Origin of the sequence: Citrobacter sp. B72 (genome assembly GCF_016894305.1) — a bacterium.
Taxonomy (GTDB): domain Bacteria; phylum Pseudomonadota; class Gammaproteobacteria; order Enterobacterales; family Enterobacteriaceae; genus Citrobacter; species Citrobacter portucalensis.
Genome location: NZ_CP069801.1, coordinates 1,835,090 through 1,860,077, shown reverse-complemented (window position 1 = coordinate 1,860,077; position 24,988 = coordinate 1,835,090). Strand labels below are relative to the sequence as shown.

Below are 24,988 nucleotides of genomic sequence, written 5' to 3'. Positions count from 1 at the left end.
ATTTATCACTTTGGCAGAGTATTTATCACATGCAATCTAAATAGCGACTTCGCCTGTACGTATTTACCTTGCCGTTAATTGAAATGGAATTTAACTGGCATCAGTCCTAAAAAAAATGAATTCATCTGCGGTCTCTTGACAGAATAATTTAGGCTTGTTTCAGGCGACCAGACACGCTACCGCCCCTGGCTTCACTAGCTACCAATGCACTGATTAATTTAAATTTTTATCCTCTCCTTTATTTTCATCACATTTACAGCATTAACGCATCGGGAATGGCGCCACTGATTGATGAGGAAATATTTATCTTTTGATTATTACCGCAAGAATTGTTGCAGCTATGCGAATATCAGGCAAGATAACAAACCGCCGATACCTGGCTTTTAAGATTAATATTAAGCGTCGGATTTATATATTTTTAGGATTTTATTGATATTGACAATATTGATATAGAAATACTCCACCTGCGATATTTCCTAAATATATTTAGATTAATAAAATCATTTCCTGTAGTTACATTAAGGCTATTATCCTGCATCAGTTCTGATATAACCGACTGAGAAATCCCTTCTCGCCATTGCATTTTTCGCCAGTTTTACCCATGATCGAATTGTGACAATTGTCATACAACTATGGGTATAGCATTTACTATGGAATGGATTGCCGATCCGTCAATCTGGGCCGGGCTGGTCACGTTAATCGTGATCGAACTTGTTCTTGGCATTGATAATCTTGTTTTTATTGCCATCCTCGCGGAGAAACTACCTCCTGCCCAGCGGGATAAGGCGCGTATTACCGGGCTACTGCTGGCGATGGTTATGCGCCTGCTGCTGCTGGCATCAATATCCTGGCTGGTAACGCTGACCACGCCGCTGTTCAGCATTCGCGATCTCAGCTTCAGCGCCCGCGATCTGATCATGCTGTTCGGTGGTTTCTTCCTGCTGTTTAAAGCCACTATGGAGCTCAACGAACGGCTGGAAGGGAAAGACAGCGATAACCCCACCCAGCGTAAAGGCGCTAAGTTCTGGGGTGTGGTCGCGCAGATCGTGGTGCTGGACGCCATCTTCTCTCTGGATTCCGTCATTACCGCTGTTGGCATGGTCGATCACCTGGCGGTGATGATGGCGGCAGTCATTATTGCCATCAGCCTGATGTTGCTGGCCAGCAAGTCGCTGACGCGCTTTGTTAACAGCCATCCAACTATTGTTATTCTGTGTCTGAGCTTCCTGCTGATGATTGGTTTCAGTCTGGTGGCCGAAGGGTTTGGTTTCCATATCCCGAAAGGTTACCTGTACGCGGCCATCGGCTTCTCGGTCATGATCGAAGCATTGAACCAGTTGGCTATCTTTAACCGTCGTCGCTTCCTCTCAGCCAACCATACTCTGCGCCAGCGCACCGCCGAGGCGGTAATGCGGCTGCTGAGCGGGCAAAAGGAAGATGCCGAACTGGATGCCGAAACCGCGGCGATGCTGGCGGATCATCATGAAGGTCAGATTTTTGCGCCTCAGGAGCGGCGGATGATTGAACGTGTGCTGAACTTCAATCAGCGTACCGTCAGCAGTATCATGACCTCGCGCCACGATATTGAACATATCGACCTCAATGCGCCCGAAGCAGAAATCCGCGCCTTACTGGAAAAAAACCAGCATACGCGTCTGGTGGTCACTGGCGAAGACGAGCAGGAGGAACTGCTGGGCGTGGTGCATGTCATCGATTTGCTGCAACAGTCTCTGCGCGGCGAACCGCTCGACCTGCGTGTATTGATTCGCCAGCCGCTGGTGTTCCCGGAGACCTTGCCGCTGCTTCCGGCGCTTGAGCAGTTCCGTAATGCCCGCACGCACTTCGCGTTTGTAGCCGATGAATTTGGTTCCGTCGAAGGGATTGTGACGCTGAGTGATGTGATGGAAACCATCGCCGGCAATCTGCCAAACGAGGTAGAGGAAATCGACGCCCGCCATGATATTCAGAAAAACGCCGATGGTTCGTGGACCGCTAACGGACATATGCCACTGGAAGACCTGGTGCAGTACGTGCCTATCCCGTTAGACGATAAGCGTGAGTATCACACCATTGCCGGACTGTTAATGGAGTATTTGCAGCGTATCCCAAAAACCGGGGAGGAAGTTCAGGTTGGCGACTACCGACTGAAAACCCTGCAGGTGGAAAATCATCGCGTGCAAAAGGTCCAGCTGATACCGCTACACGGTGAAGAAGAGATGGATTACGAGGTGTAAGTCACGGGCCGGATGGGGCATTAGCCACCATCCGGCAATATGAATCAGAGCTTATCCAGCAACTTTTTAACATCTTTGCCGTTGCGGGAATCTTTATTGCGATCTGCCCAGTCATTCAGACGACGTTTTGCTTCATCCTGCAGATGCTTACGCAAAAGCTGATCAACTTGCAGACTGTAGTTCAGTGATTGCCACTGGCCATAGACCCTGAGAGGAACCGGGGTGGCCTTCAGGAAACTAATTAACTTACTTTCGCCATCCCAACCGCCCAGCACGCGAATGTTAAACAGCGTGTCGCAATTCTGCTTCACCAGATCTAACGTTCCTTTGCCGGTTAGCGCCAACATCGCGGACTCGCCTGCCATGTTATCCAGCGTCACCTCTCCGTTATCCAGCGTCATATCGGTTACAAAATGATCCAACCGGGTCACGTTATCGAGGTTTTGATGAGATTTAACATCCCCACCGCTGCGTTCTACAGCCTGTTGAATCATCTGCTGGAAGTTCATCCCTTCCATTCGCGTATCGTTCATTTCGACATGGGCCTGCCCTTGCCAGCTATGGCGAAACGCCTGGGCATCAATATCTGAGCCGGAAAAATCTCCCGCCAGCGACAGCTTGCCGGTGAGTGCGATGGGGTAATCAAAGGCCTTCAGAATCGTGCCAATTTCCACACCTTCCAGGCGCGGATGAAAGACCGCTCGCGGTTCTCCCTTTCTGGCATCCAGCGTGCCGGGCAGTGAGATCAGCCCGCCATCACTTTTTCCCTGCAACTGCGCAATGTTCAGTAAGCCGAACTGGTTGTCTATTTTTGCCGAAACATTCTCAAACGCCATTTTCCGCCACAGCACTTTGTCAGCCTGCAAAGCGATGTCTGCCGAAAAACCCTTGAGTCCCTGATACGAAACGGCATCAACCTGGGAAGCAATGACGGGGCGCGCCAGCGTTGACTGACTCTGACCTTGCTGAACGTCACCTTTTGCTGTCGCCGCTGCGTCATGCTGTACGAGCAGGTTATCCAGATTGAGCTGACCAAATTTCAGGTCGACGGCCCATTCCGGTTTTTCCAACAAGGATACGTGCGCTTGCCCGGAGAACGAAGAGTCATTGGCGGTCAAATTTATCTGGCTAAACGAAAGCTGTTTTTTCTCTTCCAGCCATTGCGCCTGAAGATGTCCCTGACCGTTGATCCCCTGCGGCGGCAAATCGGCCCCCTGCAATTGCCAGCTTAACTGCTCGATATTCGCAGATAAGTTGTGCGGATAATCGGAGGCATCGACCGTACCGTTAAAGGATAATGCGAGATCGCGCTGATCGCGGTTCACACGCCCGGAAAAATCAAACGTGCCGCGGTGCTGGCTATCTTGTTCCATCTCCAGACGAATATCACGAACGGTAACTTGTTCATCGTCTTCATGCTGGAATACCAGAACACTGTCGGCAACGCGCAAACGGGCGATATCAAACGACCATCCTTTGTCTTCCGCCAGATCGGGCAACATATTGTCTTTTGGGGCAACGGGCGCATCTTTACCGCGCACCGCCTCAGTTTGCGGGGTCAGTTGAATCACTGCGCCTTTGAGCATCACCTGCTTCACGCTGAGCTGGTGGCTCAACAGCGGCCACAACGCGACGTCGAGACGCATATTGTCGGCACGAACCAGAGGCTCGCTGGCGCCTTCAGCTGTTAACACCACTCGCCCTGAGAGGATACTCAGTTGCGGCCATACGTGCCAACGCAGGGGGCCATCCAACTGCAGCTGATACCCGCTACGTGCGGCAACCTGCTTGACCATATACGCGCGGAAATCATTCGGATTCACCAACAGTACTAACGCAGAAAAGCCGGCCACCAGCACGACCAGAAGAATCATCAGCGTCGTCAGAAATCGTCTCATGCTATCCCCAATGGACTGATAAACACTCAGTCTTTATCGATCCGGCTGGCAACGGCGCCCTGCTGGTCGCGATACTTCGCATCCTGACGACGGTTGTATGGTCGCGCTGCCGGACCGGAAAGCGGTTCGAAACTTAACGCGCCAATCGGCATGCCCGGACGCAGAGCCAGGGGTAATTTTCCGGAGTTGTAAAACTCCAGTACGATACAGCCAGACCAGCCCGGATCGATACGGTGTGCGGTGACGTGTACCATCAGTCCCAGACGCGCCAGAGATGAACGGCCATCTAACCAACCGACGAGATCGGAAGGCAGCGTCACGGATTCGAACGTTACTGCCAGCGCAAGCTCACCCGGATGCAAGAAGAATGCCTCGCCGTCCTTGAGGACGATTTCATCACTCATCACGCGATCCAGCGCGGCGCTGACTTCATCTTTCGGTCCGCTCAAATCGATATACGCCGCCGTATGACCGCGGAACGTACGGAATTTGTTGCCAAGACGCACATCTACCGTGGCGCCATTGATTCGCTCGACAGGAGGGCGTGGAGTGATCGACAGGCGACCTTCATCCAACCAGGCTTCAATATCTCGGTCACATAAACGCATGGCACTTTCTCCTTTCGTGCTTCAAACCCTTAATGCCAGGTGCGTTAAGGGTGAACCAGGTTATCACTGAACGGTACACAATTCGCTGAACTTATTCAAAGAACTGACTGATTTTAGCCTTCAGAATATCGATAGCGATGCGGTTTTTACCCCCGCGCGGCACAATGATGTCGGCGTATTGCTTTGAAGGCTCAATAAATTGCAGGAACATTGGACGGACGGTTTTCTGGTATTGCGCCATCACCGAATCCATTGAACGACCACGTTCATTCACATCCCGCTTGATACGGCGCATCAGACAAATATCCAGCGGCGTATCAACAAAAATAGAAAAGTTCATCTCATCGCGCAAACGCGCATCCGTCAGCAGCAAAATGCCTTCCAGGATAATGACTTTCTTCGGTTCGATATGAATAGTGTCTTGCGTACGCGTGTGCTCAACGTAGCTGTATACCGGCAGCTCAATGGCAGAGCCGCGTTTCAGCGTTTGCAGATGTTGAAACAGCAGGCTGTGGTCCATCGCGTTCGGATGGTCGTAGTTGGTTTTTACGCGTTCTTCCATCGACAGATGGCTTTGATCTTTGTAATAGCTGTCTTCGGGAATAACGCCAATATGTTCGTCACCGACTTGTTCACGCAATTCGCGATAAAGAGTACTGGCAATAAGGCTCTTGCCGGAAGCCGATGCGCCGGCAATGCCGATAATGACGCACTGATGGGACTGATCAGTCATAAATTTAGCGACCTGATTAACCTGGATGTAAGGAAGGGCGGCGTCGAAACGCCAAACGCGGCAATTATAGGGATTTCAGCGGCGCGATGCCACCCCAGGCTGCACCAATGCTGTCCCTGTCGCAAATTAAAATGGTCAGATTTAGAACAGCCGCTATATTTATTCACCTGCCTTAGGAATTAATAGCTTGGGAGTGTTAATTTATGAGCAGCTGGCGTATAAATTGTAAATTGTTTGTACTAGCATAATCCCAGATTAAATGTGATGCGTCCGGCATCTCTGCTGGGCGACAACGGCTATTTGGGTAGAGTGGTAATGAGTAAACAATCCCAACATGTTTTAGTTACCTTACCCCATCCTCTACTGCGCCTGGCCAGTTTAGGTCTGGTGGCTTTCATCTTTACGTTGTTTTCGCTGGAACTATCACGTTACGGCGCACAGCTTGCCCCTCTGTGGTTTCCAACCTCTATCATGATGGTGGCTTTTTACCGTCACGCGGGAAAGATGTGGCCTGGGATCGCGCTGGCTTGCTCATTCGGTAGCATCGGCGCCTCTTTACTTTTTTTCCCCGGACAGTCGCTTAATTTCTCCTATACGGTCATTAACATTATTGAGGCTGTTGTTGGCGCAATGTTATTGCGTAAACTGCTGCCCTGGTACAATCCCTTACAAAATTTGAATGACTGGGCGCGCCTGGCATTTGGTAGCGCGGTTGTTCCGCCACTGTTGGGCGGCATTTTGATGTGGTTGTTGCTGCCGAAGGACACGTCGTTAAATACCTTTCTCATTTGGGTACTGTCAGAATCCATTGGCGCACTGGCGTTGGTGCCGTTAGGTTTACTGTTTAAACCACATTACCTGTTGCGCCATCGCGACCCGCGATTATTGCTTGAGACCCTGATTACCCTGCTGGTGACCTTAACGCTCAGTTGGCTGTCCATGATGTACATTCCATGGCCATTTACCTGCGTTATTGTCCTGCTGATGTGGAGCGCTGTCCGTCTGCCGCGTATGGAGGCGTTTTTAATATTCCTCAGCACCGTGATGATGGTTTCGCTGATGCTGGCTGCCGACCCTTCGCTGCTTTACACCCCGAAACCGAACATGATGACGGACATCCCCTGGTTGCCGTTTTTGATGATCCTGTTGCCCGCCAATATGATGACCATGGTGATGTACGCGTTTCGAGCCGAACGCAAGCACATTTCAGAAAGCGAGTCACGCTTTCGCAACGCCATGGAATATTCCGCGATTGGCATGGCGTTAGTCGGTACCGAGGGGCAATGGTTACAGGCCAATAAAGCCTTATGTCAGTTTCTGGGCTATAGCCAGGAGGAGTTACGTTCACTGACCTTCCAGCAATTAACCTGGCCGGAAGATTTGAACAACGACATTGAACAGCTGAACATGCTGGCACGCGGAGAGATTAATAGCTATTCCATGGAAAAACGCTATTACACCCGTTCGGGCGACGTCGTCTGGGCGTTGCTGGCCGTTTCGTTGGTGCGTCATAGCGACAATACCCCACTCTATTTTATCGCGCAGGTTGAGGACATTAACGACCTGAAGCATACCGAGTGGATTAACAAACGGTTGATGGAGCGCATTACCCTCGCCAATGAAGCCGGGGGGATTGGGATCTGGGAATGGGAACTCCAGCCTGACGTGATCAGTTGGGATAAACGGATGTTCGATCTCTACGAAGTTCCTGCGCATATCAAGCCCAGTTGGCAAGTCTGGTATGAGTGCGTGGTACCCGAAGATCGTGAGTACGCCGAAAATGTAATTCGTGATTCACTGGCCGCACGGGCTCCGTTTAAGCTTGAGTTTCGTATCGCGGTAAAAGATGGCATACGCCATATCCGCTCGTTGGCCAACCGGGTACTGAATAAAGACGGTGAAGTTGAACGCTTACTTGGTATCAATATGGATATGACCGAAGTCAAGCAGCTTAACGAAGCGCTGTATCAGGAAAAAGAGCGCCTTCACATTACGCTGGATTCAATCGGCGAAGCGGTGATTTGTATTGATGTCGAGATGAACGTGACCTTTATGAATCCGGTCGCTGAGAAAATGAGCGGCTGGCAGCAGGACAGTGCCATCGGCATTCCGCTATTGACGGTACTACATATTACTTTTGGCGAGAACGGTCCGCTGATGGAAAATATCTACAGTGCTGACATGTCGCGTACGGCAATCGAACAGGAAGTGGTCCTGCATTGTCGTAACGGCAACAGTTATGACATTCAGTACAGCATCACGCCCCTCAGCACCCTCGATGGCGGCAGCATTGGCTCGGTGTTGGTTATTCAGGACGTCACAGAGTCGCGGAAGATGCTCCGCCAGCTTAGCTACAGCGCCTCGCATGATGACCTGACCCAGTTGGCAAACCGGGTCAGCTTCGAAAACCATCTAAAACAATTGCTGCATTCAGTACACGACACGCACCAGCGCCATGTGTTGGTTTTTATCGATTTGGATCGTTTTAAAGCAGTGAACGACAGCGCGGGTCATGCCGCCGGCGATGCTCTGCTGCGTGAACTCTCAGCGCTTATGCTCAGCATGTTGCGATCCAGCGATATGCTGGCGCGCCTGGGCGGCGACGAGTTTGGTCTGTTGCTACCGGATTGTAATATCGAAAGCGCCCGCTTTATCTCAGGTCGCATCATCAGCGCCATCAACGATTACCACTTTATGTGGGAGGGCCGGTTACACCGCATTGGCGCCAGTGCGGGGATTACGCTCATTGATGAGAAAAACCATGTCGCGACCGATGTGATGTCTCAGGCCGATATCGCCTGCTACGCGGCGAAAAACAGTGGCCGTGGGCGAGTCTGTGTCTATGAACCTCAGCAAAGCCAGGCCCATGCCGCGCGTAGTCAACTGACATTGGATGAACAAAGACACACCATTATGCACAACCCAATGCTGATGATCGCCAGAGGTGTGGCTTCCCCGCGTATACCGGAGACGTTTAGCTTCTGGCTTCTCTCGCTTCGCTTAGGCTCCGCTGAGGGTGAAGTCATTGAGGAGCAAGCCTTCCGCGCCGGGCTGGTCGATCCCGCGTTAAGCAAGGCGCTTGACCGTCGGGTATTTAGCGAGTTCTTCCAGAACTCTGCCCAAGCAGTAGCCAGTAAGGGCCTCAGTATTGCCCTGCCCCTTTCCGCCGTCGGCCTGCTCAACACAGAACTTATCGATGAGCTGCTGGAGCACTTGCAACGCAGTCCACTACCGCCGCGATTGCTGCATCTGACCATTCCGGCAAGCGTCTTCAAAACCAACCCAACGCAGGCTATATCCGCCCTGCATCGACTGCGTCAGTACGGTTGTCGAATTATATTAAGTCAGGTTGGTCGCGATTTAGAGCTCTTTGACAACCTGAAATATCGCATTGTCGATTACCTGTTGCTCGACAGCGAGCTAAGTGCCAGCGCTCCCGGCAACCTGATCGACGAAATGTGGGTGTCCATTATCCAGGGTCATGCCCAGCGCCTGGACATAAAAACTATCGCCGGTCCGGTGCAGTTGCCACTCATCATGGATACGCTTTCTGGCATCGGTGTTGATATGATTTATGGCGATATTATTGCCGATGCCCAACCGCTGGATCTGCTACTGAATACCAGTAATTTCGCCATCAACTGACGGTTGCCAGCCATCCGTATACCAAATATGTAACAGCGCATAGGAGCGCCAGGGTTTCCAGCGCTCTGCATACCGTCGGATCTGGGCCGGTGTCATGCCGGGAAAACGCTGCTTAATCAGATAGTCATCCGGCAGAAAAACATCTTTCGCCTGCCAACCACGTAGCGCGAAATAGTTGGCGGTCCAGCGCCCTATCCCGGGAAACGTTTGTAGCTGCTTAACGCCTTGTTCGATATCGGCAGGGGCTGTTGTCGCGAGCGTTCCTTCAAGGGTTGCATGAGCCAGGTGAATCAACGCTTCAGCGCGTTTGAGCGGCATTCCTAACGCTTTCAGGCGTAGCGGATCGGCATTGGCAAGCGCTTCCGGCGAGGGAAAACACACATACTCGGGCGCATCCTCCAGCGCTTCCCCGTAAGCGTGCGCCACTTTCGCCGTCAGTTTCGCGGCCATCAATACGCTGACTAACTGCCCTAAAATCGCCCGTACCCCTTGCTCAAACGCATCGACACATCCCGGCAGGCGCAGTCCCGGACGCGCCGCACCGAGGCTACCCAGCGCGGCGATAATTTGCTGCGGGCAACAGCCAAGATCGAACAAGCGCGTTATTTTTGCCAGGCACTCGGAGGCGACCGGCTGTAACCCTGTGCTCAATGTCACGTGTAGCACGTTGGCGTGCAGATCCGGGACAACGCGCACCAGACCACGATGCTCCCCTACGGACAGACTTCTGACATAGCTCAGTTCCTCTACGGTTTCGACACCTTCAACCGCACGGGCGGCAAGAAATCCCAGCATCCAGGGCCAGTCATAAGGCGGTTGCCAGCTCAGCGTGAACATTTAGTTTTCCTTTTTCGCAAACCTAAAGCATAAACGGTATTCAATCAGTACGCCTTGCTTTCATATTCCAGTTGTCGGGGCGTCAACTATTCGTTAAAGTCACGCCCCTTCTTCACTGGCATGGGGATTTTTACGGTGTTTATTGGTTTTGACTACGGTACGGCAAACTGTTCAGTGGCCGTTATGCGTGATGGGCAGCCTCACCTGCTCAAAATGGAAAATAACAGCACGCTGCTACCCTCAATGCTGTGCGCACCAACGCGCGAAGCGGTTAGCGAGTGGCTGTATCGCCATCATGACATCCCAACTACGGACGATGAAACGCAGGCGCTGCTTCGCCGTGCGATGCGCTACAACCGCGAAGAAGACATCGACGTTAACGCCAACAGCGTGCAGTTCGGTCTGGCATCGCTGGGTCAGTATATTGAAGACCCGGAAGAGGTGTACTTCGTTAAATCACCAAAATCATTTTTGGGTGCCAGCGGTCTGAAGCCGCAGCAGGTTGCGCTTTTTGAAGATCTGGTCTGCGCAATGATGCTGCACATTCGCAACCAGGCGCAAAGCCAGCTGCCGGAAGCTATCACTCAGGCCGTGATTGGTCGGCCCATCAACTTCCAGGGATTAGGTGGCGATGACGCCAACACCCAGGCGCAGGGCATTCTTGAACGTGCGGCCAAACGCGCCGGTTTTCAGGATGTCGTCTTCCAGTACGAGCCGGTAGCGGCGGGACTGGATTACGAAGCGACGCTGCAGGAAGAAAAACGCGTGTTGGTGGTGGATATCGGCGGGGGTACGACTGACTGTTCACTGCTGCTGATGGGGCCGCAATGGCATCAGCGCGCCGATCGCGAAAACAGCCTGCTGGGACACAGTGGCTGCCGCGTAGGCGGGAACGATCTGGATATCGCGCTGGCGTTTAAACACCTGATGCCGCTGCTGGGTATGGGCGGTGAGACTGAAAAAGGTATCGCCTTACCGATTCTCCCCTGGTGGAACGCGGTCGCAATCAACGACGTTCCCGCGCAAAGTGATTTCTACAGCAGCGCCAACGGTAGATTGCTCAACGATCTTGTCCGCGACGCAAGAGAAGCCGATAAAGTCGCTCTGCTGCTTAAAGTCTGGCGCGAGCGTCTGAGCTATCGCCTGGTGCGCAGTGCAGAAGAGAGCAAAATCGCACTTTCCGACCAGACCATTGTAACGGCGGCGATACCGTTTATCAGCGACACGCTGGCAACCGATATCAATCAACACGGACTGGAAGCTGCGCTCAATCAGCCCCTGGCGCGTATTCTGGAGCAGGTCCAGTTGGCGCTGGACAACGCACAGGAAAAACCGGACGTGATTTATCTGACCGGCGGCAGCGCGCGTTCGCCGCTGATTAAAAAAGCCCTCGCCCAGCAGCTTCCCGGGATCCCTATCGCGGGTGGCGATGACTTCGGTTCTGTCACCGCCGGACTGGCCCGCTGGGCTGACGTTGTTTTCCGCTAAGCCGCTCGCATGCTGAAAAGTGTGCGTATTGACATCATCCTTGCTGTGGCTTATTTTCAGGAGTGAGGGTTAGGGAGGGTTTCCCCTCCCCCTGGTGTCTTAGTAAGCCGCGAAGCTAATGACTAAGAGCATCACCAGTATGATGACCTGCTTCATCATAACCCTTTCCTTATTTTGGCCCTTCCTCGGGAGGGGCTTTCCCGTTCCAGCGTCCTGCTGAAATCTCTGGCTTTCCTCCTTTTTGCCTTGTCAGCACTCTATCGCACAATTGCGTATTCGCTATCTTCACCACCGATTGTTGCGTAACGCCTCGCAAAGCCGCGTCAGCATTCAGACGAATCCCGACAGTGTTTCATAATTCCTCCATTTTTCTCCCTTGTTCACTGGCTAAACTAGTATCATTCCGCGAATCGTTTCAGGATGAGAAACTCATAACAATGAAAGGCAGTAATAAATCCCGCTGGGTGATAGCAATCGTGATCGTCGTGGCCACCGTCGCCGCCATCTGGTTCTGGCAAAGCCGCAGCGCATCCCAGGGAACCGCACCGGGCGCGACCAAACCCGCGCAGCACACGGCGGGGTCAGGACGGCGTGGAATGCGCTCCGGACCGTTGGCTCCCGTGCAGGCTGCCACCGCCACCGAGGAAGCCGTGCCACGCTATCTGACAGGGCTGGGGACCGTTACTGCCGCAAATACCGCCACGGTGCGTAGTCGGGTGGATGGTCAACTCATCGCCTTACACTTTGAGGAAGGACAACAGGTTAAAGCCGGTGACCTGCTGGCAGAGATAGATCCCAGCCAGTTCAAAGTTGCTCTGGCTCAGGCGCAGGGACAACTGGCAAAAGATAAAGCCACGCTGGCGAATGCCCGTCGCGATCTTGCCCGCTATCAACAGTTGGTTAAAACCAATCTGGTCTCCCGCCAGGAGCTGGATGCCCAGCAGGCGCTGGTCAACGAGACGTTAGGCACAATAAAAGCGGATGAAGCCAGTGTCGCCAGCGCTCAGTTGCAGCTCGACTGGAGCCGGATAACCGCGCCTGTCGATGGTCGTGTCGGCCTGAAACAGGTCGATGTCGGTAACCAAATTTCCAGCGGTGATACCACCGGAATTGTCGTCATTACGCAAACGCATCCCATCGACCTGATATTTACGTTGCCTGAAAACGACATTGCTACCGTGTTGCAGGCGCAAAAATCGGGGAGCCCGCTGAAGGTCGAAGCCTGGGACCGAACCAATTCGCAAAAGCTGAGCGAAGGCGTCCTGCTCAGTCTCGACAATCAAATTGATGCCACCACCGGAACAATCAAAGTTAAGGCTCGTTTTAACAATCAGGATGATGCTTTATTCCCTAACCAGTTCGTTAACGCCCGCATGCTGGTCGACACACAACAAAATGCTGTTGTGATCCCAACTGCCGCCCTGCAAATGGGTAACGAAGGCCATTTTGTCTGGGTACTGAACAGCGATAACAAAGTGAGCAAACACCTGGTTAAACCGGGAATTCAGGATAGCCAAAAAGTGGTGATTACTGCCGGGTTGTCTGCGGGCGATCGGGTCGTGACCGACGGTATTGATCGTCTGACGGAAGGCGCAAAAGTCGAAGTCGTTGAGGCGCACGACGCCTCTGTTTCCGACGAGAAATCAGCGCCACGCGGATACGGCAAAAAAGGAGCCAACTCCTGATGCAGGTGTTACCTCCGGACAACACAGGCGGACCATCGCGCCTGTTTATTCTGCGCCCCGTCGCCACCACGCTGCTGATGGTCGCGATTTTGCTTGCCGGAATTATCGGTTATCGCTTCCTGCCAATCGCCGCCTTACCTGAAGTGGATTACCCCACGATTCAGGTCGTTACGCTCTACCCAGGCGCCAGCCCGGACGTCATGACCTCGGCGGTCACCGCACCGCTTGAACGTCAGTTTGGACAGATGTCTGGCTTAAAACAGATGTCATCACAAAGCTCCGGTGGCGCATCGGTCGTTACGTTACAGTTTCAACTGACGCTCCCGTTGGATGTTGCCGAGCAGGAAGTTCAGGCCGCGATTAACGCCGCCACCAATTTATTACCCAGCGATCTCCCTAACCCTCCGGTCTACAGCAAGGTAAACCCGGCAGATCCACCGATCATGACGCTGGCGGTCACATCCAGCGCCATGCCGATGACGCAGGTGGAAGATATGGTCGAAACCCGCGTCGCGCAGAAAATCTCTCAGGTTTCCGGCGTGGGCCTGGTAACACTTTCCGGTGGGCAACGTCCGGCGGTCCGCGTGAAACTTAACGCTCAGGCCATTGCCGCACTCGGTCTGACCAGCGAAACCATCCGTACGGCCATTACCGGTGCAAACGTCAATTCGGCAAAAGGGAGTCTTGATGGCCCAACGCGTGCCGTTACCCTTTCAGCCAACGACCAGATGCAGTCCGCGGATGAATATCGTCAGCTCATTGTTGCCTATAAAAACGGGGCGCCGGTTCGTCTGGGCGATGTTGCCACCGTTGAGCAAGGGGCCGAAAACAGCTGGCTGGGCGCATGGGCCAATAAGCAACAAGCTATAGTGATGAATGTTCAGCGTCAGCCTGGCGCAAACATCATCTCCACGGCAGACAGTATCCGCCAGATGCTGCCGCAGCTCACCGAGAGCCTGCCCAAATCGGTTAAGGTCAGCGTACTTTCCGATCGTACAACCAATATTCGTGCGTCCGTAGCGGATACCCAATTTGAATTGATGCTGGCGATTGCGCTGGTAGTCATGATTATCTACCTGTTTTTACGCAATATTCCGGCAACCATTATTCCTGCGGTCGCCGTACCGTTATCGTTAATCGGCACCTTCGCGGTGATGGTATTCCTCGATTTCTCCATCAACAACCTGACCCTCATGGCGCTAACCATTGCGACAGGTTTTGTGGTGGATGACGCTATCGTGGTAATCGAGAATATTTCACGCTATATCGAAAAAGGCGAAAAACCGCTGACTGCGGCCCTGAAGGGCGCGGGCGAGATTGGTTTTACCATCATCTCTCTGACATTTTCACTGATCGCCGTACTGATCCCACTGCTATTTATGGGTGATATCGTAGGTCGATTATTCCGGGAGTTCGCTGTGACGCTGGCCGTGGCGATTCTGATTTCCGCCGTTGTCTCGCTCACTCTTACGCCGATGATGTGCGCCCGTATGCTGAATCAGGCCTCATTGCGTAAGCAAAACCGCTTCTCCCGTGCCTCAGAGCGAATGTTTGATCGCGTCATTGCCGGGTACGGCCACTGGCTGGCGAAAGTGCTCAACCATCCGTGGCTCACGCTGGGCGTTGCACTCGGCACGCTGGTGCTGAGCGTTATGCTATGGGTCTTTATCCCCAAAGGCTTCTTTCCGATCCAGGATAACGGCATCATCCAGGGCACGCTGCAGGCGCCGCAGTCCAGCTCATTTGCCAGCATGGCCCAGCGCCAGCGTCAGGTTTCAGATGTTATCCTGCAAGATCCGGCGGTAGAAAGCCTGACCGCTTTTGTCGGTGTGGACGGCACTAATACGGCATTGAACAGCGCGCGCTTACAAATCAACCTTAAGCCGCTGGATGAACGTGACGATCGGGTGCAGAAAGTGATTGCGCGCCTACAGGACGCGGTTGACAGAGTTCCCGGCGTTGACCTTTATCTTCAGCCCACTCAGGACCTGACGATTGATACTCAGGTCAGCCGGACGCAATATCAGTTCACGCTGCAAGCGACATCCCTTGATGCCCTCAGCACCTGGGTTCCACAGCTGATAGCAAAACTAAATCAGCTACCGCAACTGTCCGATGTCAGTAGCGACTGGCAGGACAAAGGGCTGGTAGCATATGTGAACGTCAATCGCGACAGCGCCAGCCGTTTGGGCATCAGCATGTCAGATGTCGATAACGCTCTGTACAACGCCTTCGGCCAGCGACTGATTTCAACCATCTACACCCAGGCAAATCAGTATCGCGTGGTGTTAGAACATGACACCAACAATACGCCAGGGCTTGCGGCACTGGATACAATTCGTCTGACCAGTAGCGACGGTGGCATAGTACCGCTCAGCGCGATCGCCAGTGTTGAACAGCGTTTTGCCCCGCTGTCGATTAACCACCTCGATCAGTTCCCGGTCACCACCATCTCGTTCAACGTGCCAGACGAGTGGTCGCTGGGTGATGCGGTACAGGCGATTCTGGATGCAGAAAAAACGCTTAACCTGCCCGCAAATATTACCACCCAGTTCCAGGGCAGCACGCTCGCCTTCCAGGCCGCGCTGGGAAATACCATCTGGTTGATTGTGGCTGCGGTTGTCGCGATGTATATCGTACTGGGTGTGCTGTATGAGAGCTTTATTCACCCAATTACTATTCTCTCCACGCTGCCGACGGCGGGCGTCGGGGCGCTTCTGGCGTTAATGATTGCCGGGAGCGAACTGGACGTCATCGCGATTATCGGCATTATTTTGCTCATCGGTATCGTTAAGAAAAACGCCATCATGATGATCGACTTTGCCCTTGCCGCGGAGCGTGAACAGGGAATGTCACCACGCGATGCCATTTTCCAGGCTTGTCTGCTGCGTTTTCGCCCGATCCTGATGACTACGCTGGCGGCACTGCTCGGCGCGTTGCCACTGATGTTAAGTACCGGCGTGGGCGCAGAGTTACGTCGTCCATTAGGTATTGGCATGGTCGGTGGGCTGCTGGTGAGTCAGGTATTAACCCTGTTTACCACCCCGGTGATTTATCTGCTGTTTGACCGTCTGTCGTTGTACGTGAAAAGCCGCTTCCCGCGTCAGGAAGAGGAAGCGTAAATGAAATTTTTCGCGCTTTTCATTCATCGTCCGGTGGCGACCATTCTTATTTCGGTGGCCATCACCCTGTGCGGCATACTCGGATTTCGTCTGCTGCCGGTCGCTCCGCTACCGCAGGTGGATTTTCCGGTGATCATGGTCAGCGCATCGTTACCGGGTGCCTCACCCGAAACGATGGCGTCCTCGGTCGCAACTCCGCTGGAGCGCTCGCTGGGGCGCATTGCGGGCGTGAACGAAATGACTTCGAGCAGTTCACTTGGCAGTACGCGTATTATTCTCGAATTCAAATTCGACCGTGACATCAATGGCGCGGCGCGGGACGTTCAGGCCGCAATTAACGCCGCGCAAAGTCTGCTACCCAGCGGGATGCCGAGCCGACCAACGTATCGCAAAGCCAACCCTTCCGATGCGCCAATCATGATCCTGACGCTAACGTCGGACACGTACTCGCAAGGTGAATTGTACGATTTCGCATCAACACAACTGGCGCAGACCATCGCACAAATCGACGGCGTAGGCGACGTGGACGTTGGAGGCAGCTCTCTGCCTGCGGTGCGTGTAGGGCTTAATCCGCAGGCGCTGTTTAACCAGGGTGTGTCGCTGGATGACGTGCGTAGCGCAATTGACAACGCCAACGTGCGTAAGCCGCAGGGTGCTATCGAGAATGATACTCAGCGCTGGCAGGTTCAAACCAACGATGAGCTGAAAACCGCCGCCGAATACCAGCCAATTATCATCCACTACAATAACGGCGCGGCGGTGCGACTGGGCGATGTTGCGTCTGTAACCGACTCGGTGCAGGACGTACGCAACGCAGGGATGACCAATGCCAAACCGGCCATTCTGCTGATGATCCGCAAGCTACCGGAAGCCAATATCATTCAGACGGTAGACAGCATTCGCGCCAAATTGCCGGAGTTACAAACGCTGGTCCCGGCCGCCATCGATCTGCAAATCGCCCAGGACCGCTCGCCGACTATTCGCGCCTCGCTGGAAGAAGTCGAACAGACGCTGATTATCTCCGTGGCGCTGGTTATCCTGGTGGTCTTTATTTTCCTGCGCTCCGGGCGCGCGACGCTGATCCCTGCGGTAGCTGTTCCGGTCTCGCTGATCGGTACCTTTGCCGCCATGTATCTGTGCGGATTCAGCCTGAACAACCTGTCGTTGATGGCGCTCACCATTGCTACGGGATTTGTCGTCGATGACGCCATCGTGGTGCTGGAAAATATTGCCCGCCACCTGGAAGCAGGAATGAAGCCGCTCCAGGCGGCGTTACAGGGTACGCGCGAAGTGGGATTCACCGTGCTCTCCATGAGTCTGTCGCTGGTGGCGGTGTTCCTGCCACTGCTGTTAATGGGCGGATTGCCCGGGCGCTTGCTGCGTGAATTTGCTGTCACGCTGTCGGTTGCTATCGGTATCTCGCTGCTGGTGTCGCTGACATTAACGCCAATGATGTGCGGCTGGATGCTCAAATCCAGCACCCCGCGCGAACAGTCTCGCAAGCGGGGTTTTGGTCGTGTGCTGGTGGCGCTGCAACAGAGTTACGGCACCTCGCTTAAATGGGTGCTGCGCCATACGCGGCTGGTTGGCGTGGTGTTACTCGGTACCATCGCGCTGAATATCTGGCTTTATATTTCCATCCCCAAAACCTTCTTCCCGGAGCAGGATACGGGTGTATTGATGGGTGGGATCCAGGCCGACCAGAGCATCTCATTCCAGGCCATGCGCGGCAAACTGCAGGACTTTATGAAGATCATCCGCGACGACCCGGCGGTGAATAACGTCACCGGTTTTACCGGTGGTTCGCGGGTTAACAGCGGGATGATGTTTATTACCCTCAAGCCACGCGATGAGCGCCATGAAACGGCTCAGCAGGTGATCGACCGCCTGCGCGTCGCGCTTTCAAAAGAGCCAGGTGCGAATCTGTTTTTAATGGCGGTGCAAGATATTCGCGTTGGTGGACGCCAGGCCAACGCCAGCTATCAATACACATTGCTGTCCGACGATCTCGCGGCGCTGCGTGAGTGGGAACCGAAGATCCGTAAGGCGCTTGCCGCCCTGCCCCAACTGGCAGACGTCAACTCCGATCAGCAGGACAATGGCGCGGAGATGAATCTGATTTACGATCGCGACACCATGTCTCGTCTGGGGATCGACGTGGCAGCCGCCAACAGCCTGTTGAATAATGCTTTCGGACAACGACAGATCTCTACCATCTATCAGCCGATGAACCAGTACAAAGTGGTGATGGAGGTCGATCGACGTTACACCCAGGACATCAGCGCACTGGACAAAATGTTCGTCATCAACAATGACGGTAAAGCGATCCCGTTATCGTACTTTGCTAAATGGCAGCCGGCGAATGCGCCTCTATCTGTGAACCATCAGGGCTTGTCTGCCGCCTCAACCGTGTCGTTTAACCTGCCGACAGGTTCTTCACTGTCAGAAGCGACAGAGGCCATCAACAGAACCATGACCCAGCTCGGTGTCCCCTCCACGGTTCGCGGCAGCTTTGCCGGTACCGCGCAGGTATTTCAGGACACCATGAATTCGCAGGTGATCCTGATTATCGCCGCCATCGCCACGGTCTATATCGTGCTGGGTATGCTGTATGAAAGCTATGTCCATCCGCTGACTATTCTCTCCACGCTACCTTCGGCTGGCGTCGGGGCGTTGCTGGCGCTGGAGCTGTTCAATGCCCCATTCAGCCTAATCGCCCTGATAGGGATCATGCTATTAATTGGCATTGTGAAGAAAAACGCCATCATGATGGTCGATTTTGCGCTGGAAGCGCAGAGAAACGGCAAGCTACAGCCGGAAGAAGCTATTTTTCAGGCCTGCCTGTTGCGTTTTCGCCCAATAATGATGACCACGCTGGCGGCGTTGTTTGGCGCGTTGCCGTTGGTGTTATCCGCAGGGGATGGCTCTGAACTGCGTCAGCCTTTGGGGATAACCATTGTCGGTGGGCTGGTCGTGAGCCAGCTCCTGACGCTGTACACCACGCCCGTGGTCTATCTCTTTTTCGACCGTCTGCGTCTGCGTTTTTCGCGTAAAAACAGCAAACCGGTAGCAGAGTTATGACAGAACTTCCCGACAGCACCCGCTGGCAACTTTGGATTGTGGCATTTGGCTTTTTTATGCAGTCGCTGGATACCACCATCGTTAACACCGCGCTTCCCTCGATGGCGGCAAGCCTCGGGGAAAGCCCGTTACACATGCATATGGTCATTGTGTCATATGTTTTAACTGTTGCCGTGATGCTGCCCGCCAGCGGATGGCTGGCGGACAAAGTTGGCGTGCGTAATATCTTCTTCACCGCCATCATCCTGTTTACGCTAGGCTCGCTGTTTTGTGCCGGGTCGAGCACCCTCAACGAGCTGGTGATGGCGCGCGTCTTACAAGGCGTTGGCGGTGCGATGATGGTGCCGGTCGGCAGGCTAACGGTGATGAAAATCGTCCCGCGTGAGCAATATATGGCGGCAATGACGTTTGTCACTTTACCCGGTCAAATCGGCCCGCTGCTGGGCCCAGCGTTAGGCGGAATTCTGGTTGAATACGCCTCCTGGCACTGGATATTTTTGATTAATATTCCGGTAGGCATTGTCGGCGCAATAGCGACGTTAATGCTGATGCCCAACTACACCATGCAAACCCGACGTTTCGACCTCTCAGGGTTCGCGATGCTGGCGGTCGGCATGGCGGTACTAACGCTTGCGCTCGATGGCAGCAAAGGAACCGGCCTCTCCAGTATCACGCTGGCGGCGTTGGTTATCTGCGGGGTGTTGGCTATTGCGCTGTATCTGAAACACGCCCATCGTAATCCGCGTGCGCTATTCAGCCTGAATCTGTTTCGCACACCAACCTTCTCGCTAGGTCTGTTCGGCAGTTTTGCCGGACGCATCGGCAGCGGCATGTTACCGTTTATGACGCCGGTGTTTTTACAGATTGGCCTCGGTTTTTCACCTTTTCATGCCGGGCTGATGATGATCCCGATGGTGCTGGGCAGTATGGGCATGAAGCGCATTGTGGTGCAGGTCGTTAACCGCTTTGGTTACCGTCGTGTGCTGATTACCACTACGCTTGGCCTGTCGCTGGTCAGTCTGTTGCTAATGACCACGGCACTGCTGGGCTGGTATTACGCCCTGCCCTTCGTGCTGTTTTTACAGGGAATGGTCAACTCAACGCGTTTTTCATCCATGAACACGCTTACGTTAAAAGATCTGCCTGATGATCTGGCCAGCAGCGGTAACAGCCTGCTGTCGATGATCATGCAGCTATCGATGAGTATTGGTGTGACCATCGCTGGCCTGCTGCTGGGCATGTTCGGCCAACAGCATATCGCCATCGACAGCGGTAGTACGCATACCGTCTTTATGTATACCTGGCTGTGCATCGCATTCATCATTGCGCTGCCCGCCATTATTTTTGCCCGCGTGCCGAACGACACGCAAACCAACGCGGTGATTTCACGGCGTAAAAGGAGCACCTGATGAAGTTCTGGCGGCCCGGTATCACCGGCAAACTGTTTCTGGCGATTTTCGCCACCTGCATTGTGTTGCTGATCAGCATGCACTGGGCCGTACGCATTAGCTTCGAACGTGGTTTTATTGACTATATCAAGCATGGCAACGAGCAGCGGCTGCAAATGCTCAGCGACGCATTAAGCGAGCAGTACGAGCAGCACGGCAACTGGCGATTCTTACGCAATAACGATCGTTTTGTTTTCCAGATCCTGCGCTCTTTTGAACACGACAACGACGATGATAAACCGGGACCAGGTATGCCGCCACACGGCTGGCGAACACAGTTTTGGGTTGTCGACCAAAATGCCCGTGTGCTTGTCGGCCCGCGCGGCCCAGTTCCTCGCGACGGCATGCGCCATCCCATACGCGTTAACGGTAGCGAAGTGGGCGCCGTGATCGCCTCTCCTGTAGAGCGTTTAACGCGGAATACGGATATCAATTTCGACATGCAGCAAAGACGATCCAGTTGGCTTATCGTTGCGCTCTCCACGATCCTGGCAGCGCTGGCGACGTTTACGCTGGCTCGCAGCCTGCTGGCCCCGGTTAAGCGGTTGGTGGAAGGCACCCACAAACTGGCGGCGGGCGATTTCACCACTCGCGTTACGCCAACCAGTACGGATGAGCTGGGCAAGCTGGCGCAGGACTTCAACCAGCTCGCCAGTACACTGGAAAAAAACCAGCAAATGCGTCGTGACTTTATGGCCGATATTTCTCACGAACTGCGTACGCCGTTGGCGGTGTTGCGCGGTGAACTGGAGGCCATTCAGGATGGTGTCCGCCAGTTTACCCCTGACTCCGTTGCCTCGTTGCAGGCTGAAGTCGGTACGCTCACCAAACTGGTTGACGACCTTCATCAGCTCTCCATGTCAGATGAAGGCGCGCTGGCCTACCAGAAAACATCGCTGGACCTCATCCCCCTATTGGAAGTGGCAAGCGGCGCATTTCGTGAACGCTTCGCCAGCCGTGGATTAACCATACAGCTTTCGCTCCCCGACAGCATGACGGTATTTGGTGACAGGGATCGTCTGATGCAGCTGTTCAACAACCTGCTGGAAAACAGTCTGCGCTACACCGATAGCGGTGGCGGGTTGCATATCAGCGCCGAACAACGCGAACGCATGGTGTTATTAACCTTCGCAGATTCCGCTCCCGGCGTAAGTGACGAGCAGTTACAGAAGCTGTTTGAACGATTTTATCGCACCGAAGGCTCGCGCAACCGCGCCAGCGGAGGTTCCGGGTTGGGGCTGGCGATTTGCGTCAATATCGTACAAGCGCATAATGGTCAGATTCGTGCCGCCCATTCGCCTTTTGGTGGGGTTAGCATTACAGTAGAGTTACCGCTGGAACGCGATTTACAGAGAGATGTATGACTGAGTTACCCATTGATGAAAACACACCGCGTATTCTGATCGTGGAAGATGAGCCTAAGCTGGGGCAACTGCTGATCGACTACCTGCGGGCAGCGAGCTATGCCCCTACGCTGATCAACCACGGCGACCTGGTTCTGCCTTACGTGCGCCAAACGCCGCCTGATCTGATCTTGTTGGATCTGATGCTGCCCGGTACCGACGGTCTGACTCTGTGTCGGGAAATCCGCCGCTTCTCAGAAGTCCCCATCATGATGGTAACCGCTAAAATCGAAGAGATTGATCGCCTGCTGGGGCTGGAGATCGGTGCTGATGATTATATTTGTAAACCTTACAGCCCGCGCGAAGTCGTGGCTCGCGTGAAAACAATTCTACGCCGCTGCAAACCGCAGCGCGAACTGCAACAAATGGATGCAGACAGCCCGCTTATCGTCGATGAAGGCCGTTTTCAGGCCTCCTGGCGTGGGAAGATGCTCGATTTAACGCCAGCCGAATTCCGCTTACTTAAAACGTTGTCACATGAGCCGGGAAAAGTGTTCTCCCGTGAACAGTTGCTCAATCATCTCTATGACGATTACCGCGTCGTTACCGACCGCACCATCGACAGCCATATTAAGAACCTGCGACGCAAGCTGGAGTCGCTGGATGCCGAGCAGTCGTTTATCCGCGCGGTCTATGGCGTGGGGTATCGCTGGGAAGCCGACGCCTGCCGAATTGCTTAAACTCTCCTGCCCTTCAGGGCTCCGCTGCTCCGTGAGCCCTGGTAACTAGCAACTCTCCAAATATCGCTCATACTCTTTCTGACAATACTGTCGTCAATAACTGTTTGATATAAAACTTTTAATCAAGGAGTTCATATGGCTGGTTGGTTTGAATTAAGTAAGAGTAGCGATGATCAGTACCGCTTTGTTCTTAAAGCTGGGAACGGGGAAATAATCCTTACCAGTGAGCTTTACACTACAAAAGGTGCTGCAGAAAAAGGGATCGCATCTGTCCAGGCTAACAGCCCTCTGGATGAGCGTTATGAGAAAAAAACAGCGTCTAATGGCAAATTACATTTCAACCTGAAAGCTGCAAACCACCAGATTATTGGTAGCAGTCAACTGTATGCGAATGAACAGTCACGCGAGACCGGTATTGCTTCAGTTAAGACCAATGGTATCAGTCAGACGATAAAAGATAAGACCTGATAATTACTCGCCCAGCCGGGTAACACAACGCTGTCGCCCGGCGTTTTTCTTTACCTGACTTCCTCGCAGCGCTACAATGCCCGCCCTTAATATGGGGGCACTCCCCTAACCGCCTCATTGAGTGAGGCGAGTCTGACCTGTCATCAGAACGAGATAATTATGTTTAAACCGGAACTCCTTTCCCCGGCGGGAACGCTGAAAAATATGCGTTACGCTTTCGCCTATGGCGCAGACGCAGTATATGCGGGCCAACCGCGTTACTCACTGCGCGTACGCAACAACGAATTCAACCACGAAAACCTGCAACTCGGCATTAATGAAGCCCATGAACTGGGTAAAAAATTCTATGTGGTGGTTAACATTGCCCCACACAATGCCAAGCTGAAGACCTTCATTCGTGATCTGAAACCGGTGGTGGAAATGGGGCCGGATGCACTGATCATGTCAGACCCTGGACTGATTATGCTGGTGCGCGAAAACTTCCCTGACATGGACATTCACCTTTCAGTACAGGCTAACGCCGTAAACTGGGCGACGGTGAAATTCTGGAAGCAGATGGGGCTGACCCGCGTGATCCTCTCCCGCGAGCTGTCACTGGAAGAAATCGAAGAGATCCGCACCCAGGTGCCGGATATGGAGCTTGAGATCTTCGTTCACGGCGCGCTGTGTATGGCCTACTCCGGCCGTTGCCTGCTTTCTGGCTATATCAACAAGCGTGACCCTAACCAGGGTACCTGCACCAATGCCTGCCGCTGGGAATACAACGTGCAGGAAGGCAAAGAAGACGTGGTGGGCAATATCGTGCATAAGTACGAGCCTATCCCGGTACAAAACGTTGAGCCTACGCTGGGTATCGGCGCACCGACAGACAAAGTCTTTATGATTGAAGAAGCCCAGCGTCCGGGTGAGTATATGACCGCGTTCGAAGACGAACATGGCACTTACATCATGAACTCAAAGGATTTGCGTGCCATTGCCCACGTTGAACGCCTGACGCAGATGGGCGTGCATTCCCTGAAGATCGAAGGCCGCACCAAGTCATACTATTACTGTGCACGTACCGCGCAGGTCTATCGTAAAGCCATTGATGATGCCGCAGCCGGTAAACCGTTCGACCCGCAACTGCTCGAAACGCTGGAAGGTCTGGCGCATCGTGGTTACACCGAAGGGTTCCTGCGCCGCCATACGCATGACGACTATCAGAACTACGAATACGGCTTCTCTGTTTCCGAGCGTCAGCAGTTTGTCGGCGAGTTTACCGGCGAACGTAAAGGTGAACTGGCAGCCGTACTGGTGAAAAACAAATTCACCGTCGGCGACAGCCTGGAGCTGATGACCCCACAAGGCAACATCAACTTTACCCTCGAGCAGATGGAAAACGCGAAAGGCGAAGCCATGCCGGTTGCGCCGGGCGATGGTTACACCGTGTGGATGCCAGTACCAGAGGATATCGATCTGAATTATGCATTGTTGATGCGTAATTTTACCGGTGAGTCCACGCGCAACCCGCATGCTAAGTAGTTAATTACGGTTATTTTTCAGCGTTCGGAAGATTCTTAGAAATCGATCACATACCGTTTCGTTCATTAAGGGTATTATCCCCTCCGCTGAAAAACATAACCCATAAATGCTAGCTGTACCAGGAACCACCTCCTTAG

At 53.5% G+C, this 24,988-nt stretch carries 16 protein-coding genes; 11 read left to right on the top strand and 5 right to left on the bottom strand.

Features of this window, described 5'->3' with window-relative positions; all coding sequences use genetic code 11:
- Window positions 1-650 precede the first annotated feature (650 nt).
- The gene (locus JQN59_RS08685) at window positions 651-2,234 is read left to right on the top strand and encodes a TerC family protein (RefSeq protein WP_032941964.1); all 1,584 of its coding nucleotides are present in this window, start codon (window positions 651-653) and stop codon (window positions 2,232-2,234) included.
- A gap of 44 nt (window positions 2,235-2,278) precedes the next feature.
- Here JQN59_RS08685 and asmA read toward each other — a convergent pair whose 3' ends face one another.
- The 3 genes from asmA to udk form a co-directional block, all read right to left on the bottom strand.
- On the bottom strand, window positions 2,279-4,132 hold the full coding sequence (gene asmA, locus JQN59_RS08680) for an outer membrane assembly protein AsmA (RefSeq protein ID WP_149607992.1): 1,854 nt from the start codon (window positions 4,130-4,132) through the stop codon (window positions 2,279-2,281).
- A 26-nt stretch (window positions 4,133-4,158) separates the two neighbouring features.
- Window positions 4,159-4,740 carry a dCTP deaminase gene (gene dcd / locus JQN59_RS08675; protein ID WP_003834269.1) on the bottom strand — a complete coding sequence of 194 codons (582 nt, stop codon included), beginning with the start codon at window positions 4,738-4,740 and terminating at the stop codon, window positions 4,159-4,161.
- Between the two features lie 91 nt (window positions 4,741-4,831).
- Window positions 4,832-5,473, bottom strand: a complete 642-nt coding sequence (udk, locus tag JQN59_RS08670; protein ID WP_003036776.1) for a uridine kinase — start codon at window positions 5,471-5,473, stop codon at window positions 4,832-4,834.
- A gap of 315 nt (window positions 5,474-5,788) precedes the next feature.
- On the opposite strand from udk, the gene JQN59_RS08665 reads away from it, so the two are divergent.
- Window positions 5,789-9,118 (top strand): diguanylate cyclase, encoded by a 3,330-nt coding sequence (locus JQN59_RS08665; RefSeq protein WP_149607993.1) that lies wholly within the window; start codon window positions 5,789-5,791, stop codon window positions 9,116-9,118.
- Here the strand turns inward: JQN59_RS08665 and alkA are convergent.
- The gene (alkA, locus tag JQN59_RS08660; protein ID WP_103014222.1) at window positions 9,086-9,955 is read right to left on the bottom strand and encodes a DNA-3-methyladenine glycosylase 2; all 870 of its coding nucleotides are present in this window, start codon (window positions 9,953-9,955) and stop codon (window positions 9,086-9,088) included. The two genes, JQN59_RS08665 and alkA, sit on opposite strands and share 33 nt — an antisense overlap.
- A 135-nt stretch (window positions 9,956-10,090) precedes the next feature.
- Here alkA and yegD point away from each other — a divergent pair, with 135 nt between their 5' ends.
- On the top strand, window positions 10,091-11,443 hold the full coding sequence (yegD, locus tag JQN59_RS08655) for a molecular chaperone (RefSeq protein ID WP_032943940.1): 1,353 nt from the start codon (window positions 10,091-10,093) through the stop codon (window positions 11,441-11,443).
- 99 nt (window positions 11,444-11,542) lie between these two features.
- Here yegD and JQN59_RS08650 read toward each other — a convergent pair whose 3' ends face one another.
- Entirely contained in the window at window positions 11,543-11,602 is a 60-nt protein-coding gene (locus JQN59_RS08650) for a type I toxin-antitoxin system Ibs family toxin (RefSeq protein ID WP_133158643.1), read from the bottom strand.
- Between the two features lie 278 nt (window positions 11,603-11,880).
- Here JQN59_RS08650 and JQN59_RS08645 point away from each other — a divergent pair, with 278 nt between their 5' ends.
- The 8 genes from JQN59_RS08645 to trhP all read left to right on the top strand — a co-directional run bounded on the left by JQN59_RS08645 (window position 11,881) and on the right by trhP (window position 24,851).
- Window positions 11,881-13,128, top strand: a complete 1,248-nt coding sequence (locus JQN59_RS08645) for an MdtA/MuxA family multidrug efflux RND transporter periplasmic adaptor subunit (RefSeq protein ID WP_103014221.1) — start codon at window positions 11,881-11,883, stop codon at window positions 13,126-13,128.
- The gene (locus JQN59_RS08640) at window positions 13,128-16,250 is read left to right on the top strand and encodes an MdtB/MuxB family multidrug efflux RND transporter permease subunit (protein WP_149607994.1); all 3,123 of its coding nucleotides are present in this window, start codon (window positions 13,128-13,130) and stop codon (window positions 16,248-16,250) included. Before JQN59_RS08645 ends, JQN59_RS08640 begins: the two co-directional genes overlap by 1 nt.
- Window positions 16,251-19,331 carry a multidrug efflux RND transporter permease subunit MdtC gene (mdtC, locus tag JQN59_RS08635; protein ID WP_103014219.1) on the top strand — a complete coding sequence of 1,027 codons (3,081 nt, stop codon included), beginning with the start codon at window positions 16,251-16,253 and terminating at the stop codon, window positions 19,329-19,331. It abuts the gene before it with no gap.
- The gene (locus tag JQN59_RS08630) at window positions 19,328-20,740 is read left to right on the top strand and encodes an MFS transporter (RefSeq protein WP_003834276.1); all 1,413 of its coding nucleotides are present in this window, start codon (window positions 19,328-19,330) and stop codon (window positions 20,738-20,740) included. The genes mdtC and JQN59_RS08630 overlap by 4 nt, the downstream gene beginning before the upstream one ends.
- Window positions 20,740-22,143, top strand: coding sequence for a two-component system sensor histidine kinase BaeS (gene baeS / locus JQN59_RS08625; RefSeq protein WP_149607995.1), 1,404 nt, complete (start codon window positions 20,740-20,742; stop codon window positions 22,141-22,143). Before JQN59_RS08630 ends, baeS begins: the two co-directional genes overlap by 1 nt.
- Complete coding sequence (baeR, locus tag JQN59_RS08620; protein WP_032943946.1) at window positions 22,140-22,862, top strand: two-component system response regulator BaeR; 723 nt, start codon at window positions 22,140-22,142, stop codon at window positions 22,860-22,862. The genes baeS and baeR overlap by 4 nt, the downstream gene beginning before the upstream one ends.
- Before the next feature lie 135 nt (window positions 22,863-22,997).
- Complete coding sequence (locus JQN59_RS08615) at window positions 22,998-23,330, top strand: YegP family protein (RefSeq protein ID WP_149607996.1); 333 nt, start codon at window positions 22,998-23,000, stop codon at window positions 23,328-23,330.
- A 159-nt stretch (window positions 23,331-23,489) separates the two neighbouring features.
- Complete coding sequence (trhP, locus tag JQN59_RS08610) at window positions 23,490-24,851, top strand: prephenate-dependent tRNA uridine(34) hydroxylase TrhP (protein ID WP_043016896.1); 1,362 nt, start codon at window positions 23,490-23,492, stop codon at window positions 24,849-24,851.
- Window positions 24,852-24,988 lie beyond the last annotated feature (137 nt).

What these genes read in the sequence shown, in the direction of transcription:
- JQN59_RS08685 (WP_032941964.1), top strand. Translation starts at nt 651, where the DNA reads ATGGAATGGATTGCCGATCCGTCAATCTGGGCCGGGCTGGTCACGTTA.
- asmA (WP_149607992.1), bottom strand. Translation starts at nt 4,132, where the DNA reads ATGAGACGATTTCTGACGACGCTGATGATTCTTCTGGTCGTGCTGGTG.
- dcd (WP_003834269.1), bottom strand. Translation starts at nt 4,740, where the DNA reads ATGCGTTTATGTGACCGAGATATTGAAGCCTGGTTGGATGAAGGTCGC.
- udk (WP_003036776.1), bottom strand. Translation starts at nt 5,473, where the DNA reads ATGACTGATCAGTCCCATCAGTGCGTCATTATCGGCATTGCCGGCGCA.
- JQN59_RS08665 (WP_149607993.1), top strand. Translation starts at nt 5,789, where the DNA reads ATGAGTAAACAATCCCAACATGTTTTAGTTACCTTACCCCATCCTCTA.
- alkA (WP_103014222.1), bottom strand. Translation starts at nt 9,955, where the DNA reads ATGTTCACGCTGAGCTGGCAACCGCCTTATGACTGGCCCTGGATGCTG.
- JQN59_RS08645 (WP_103014221.1), top strand. Translation starts at nt 11,881, where the DNA reads ATGAAAGGCAGTAATAAATCCCGCTGGGTGATAGCAATCGTGATCGTC.
- JQN59_RS08640 (WP_149607994.1), top strand. Translation starts at nt 13,128, where the DNA reads ATGCAGGTGTTACCTCCGGACAACACAGGCGGACCATCGCGCCTGTTT.
- mdtC (WP_103014219.1), top strand. Translation starts at nt 16,251, where the DNA reads ATGAAATTTTTCGCGCTTTTCATTCATCGTCCGGTGGCGACCATTCTT.
- JQN59_RS08630 (WP_003834276.1), top strand. Translation starts at nt 19,328, where the DNA reads ATGACAGAACTTCCCGACAGCACCCGCTGGCAACTTTGGATTGTGGCA.
- baeS (WP_149607995.1), top strand. Translation starts at nt 20,740, where the DNA reads ATGAAGTTCTGGCGGCCCGGTATCACCGGCAAACTGTTTCTGGCGATT.
- baeR (WP_032943946.1), top strand. Translation starts at nt 22,140, where the DNA reads ATGACTGAGTTACCCATTGATGAAAACACACCGCGTATTCTGATCGTG.
- JQN59_RS08615 (WP_149607996.1), top strand. Translation starts at nt 22,998, where the DNA reads ATGGCTGGTTGGTTTGAATTAAGTAAGAGTAGCGATGATCAGTACCGC.
- trhP (WP_043016896.1), top strand. Translation starts at nt 23,490, where the DNA reads ATGTTTAAACCGGAACTCCTTTCCCCGGCGGGAACGCTGAAAAATATG.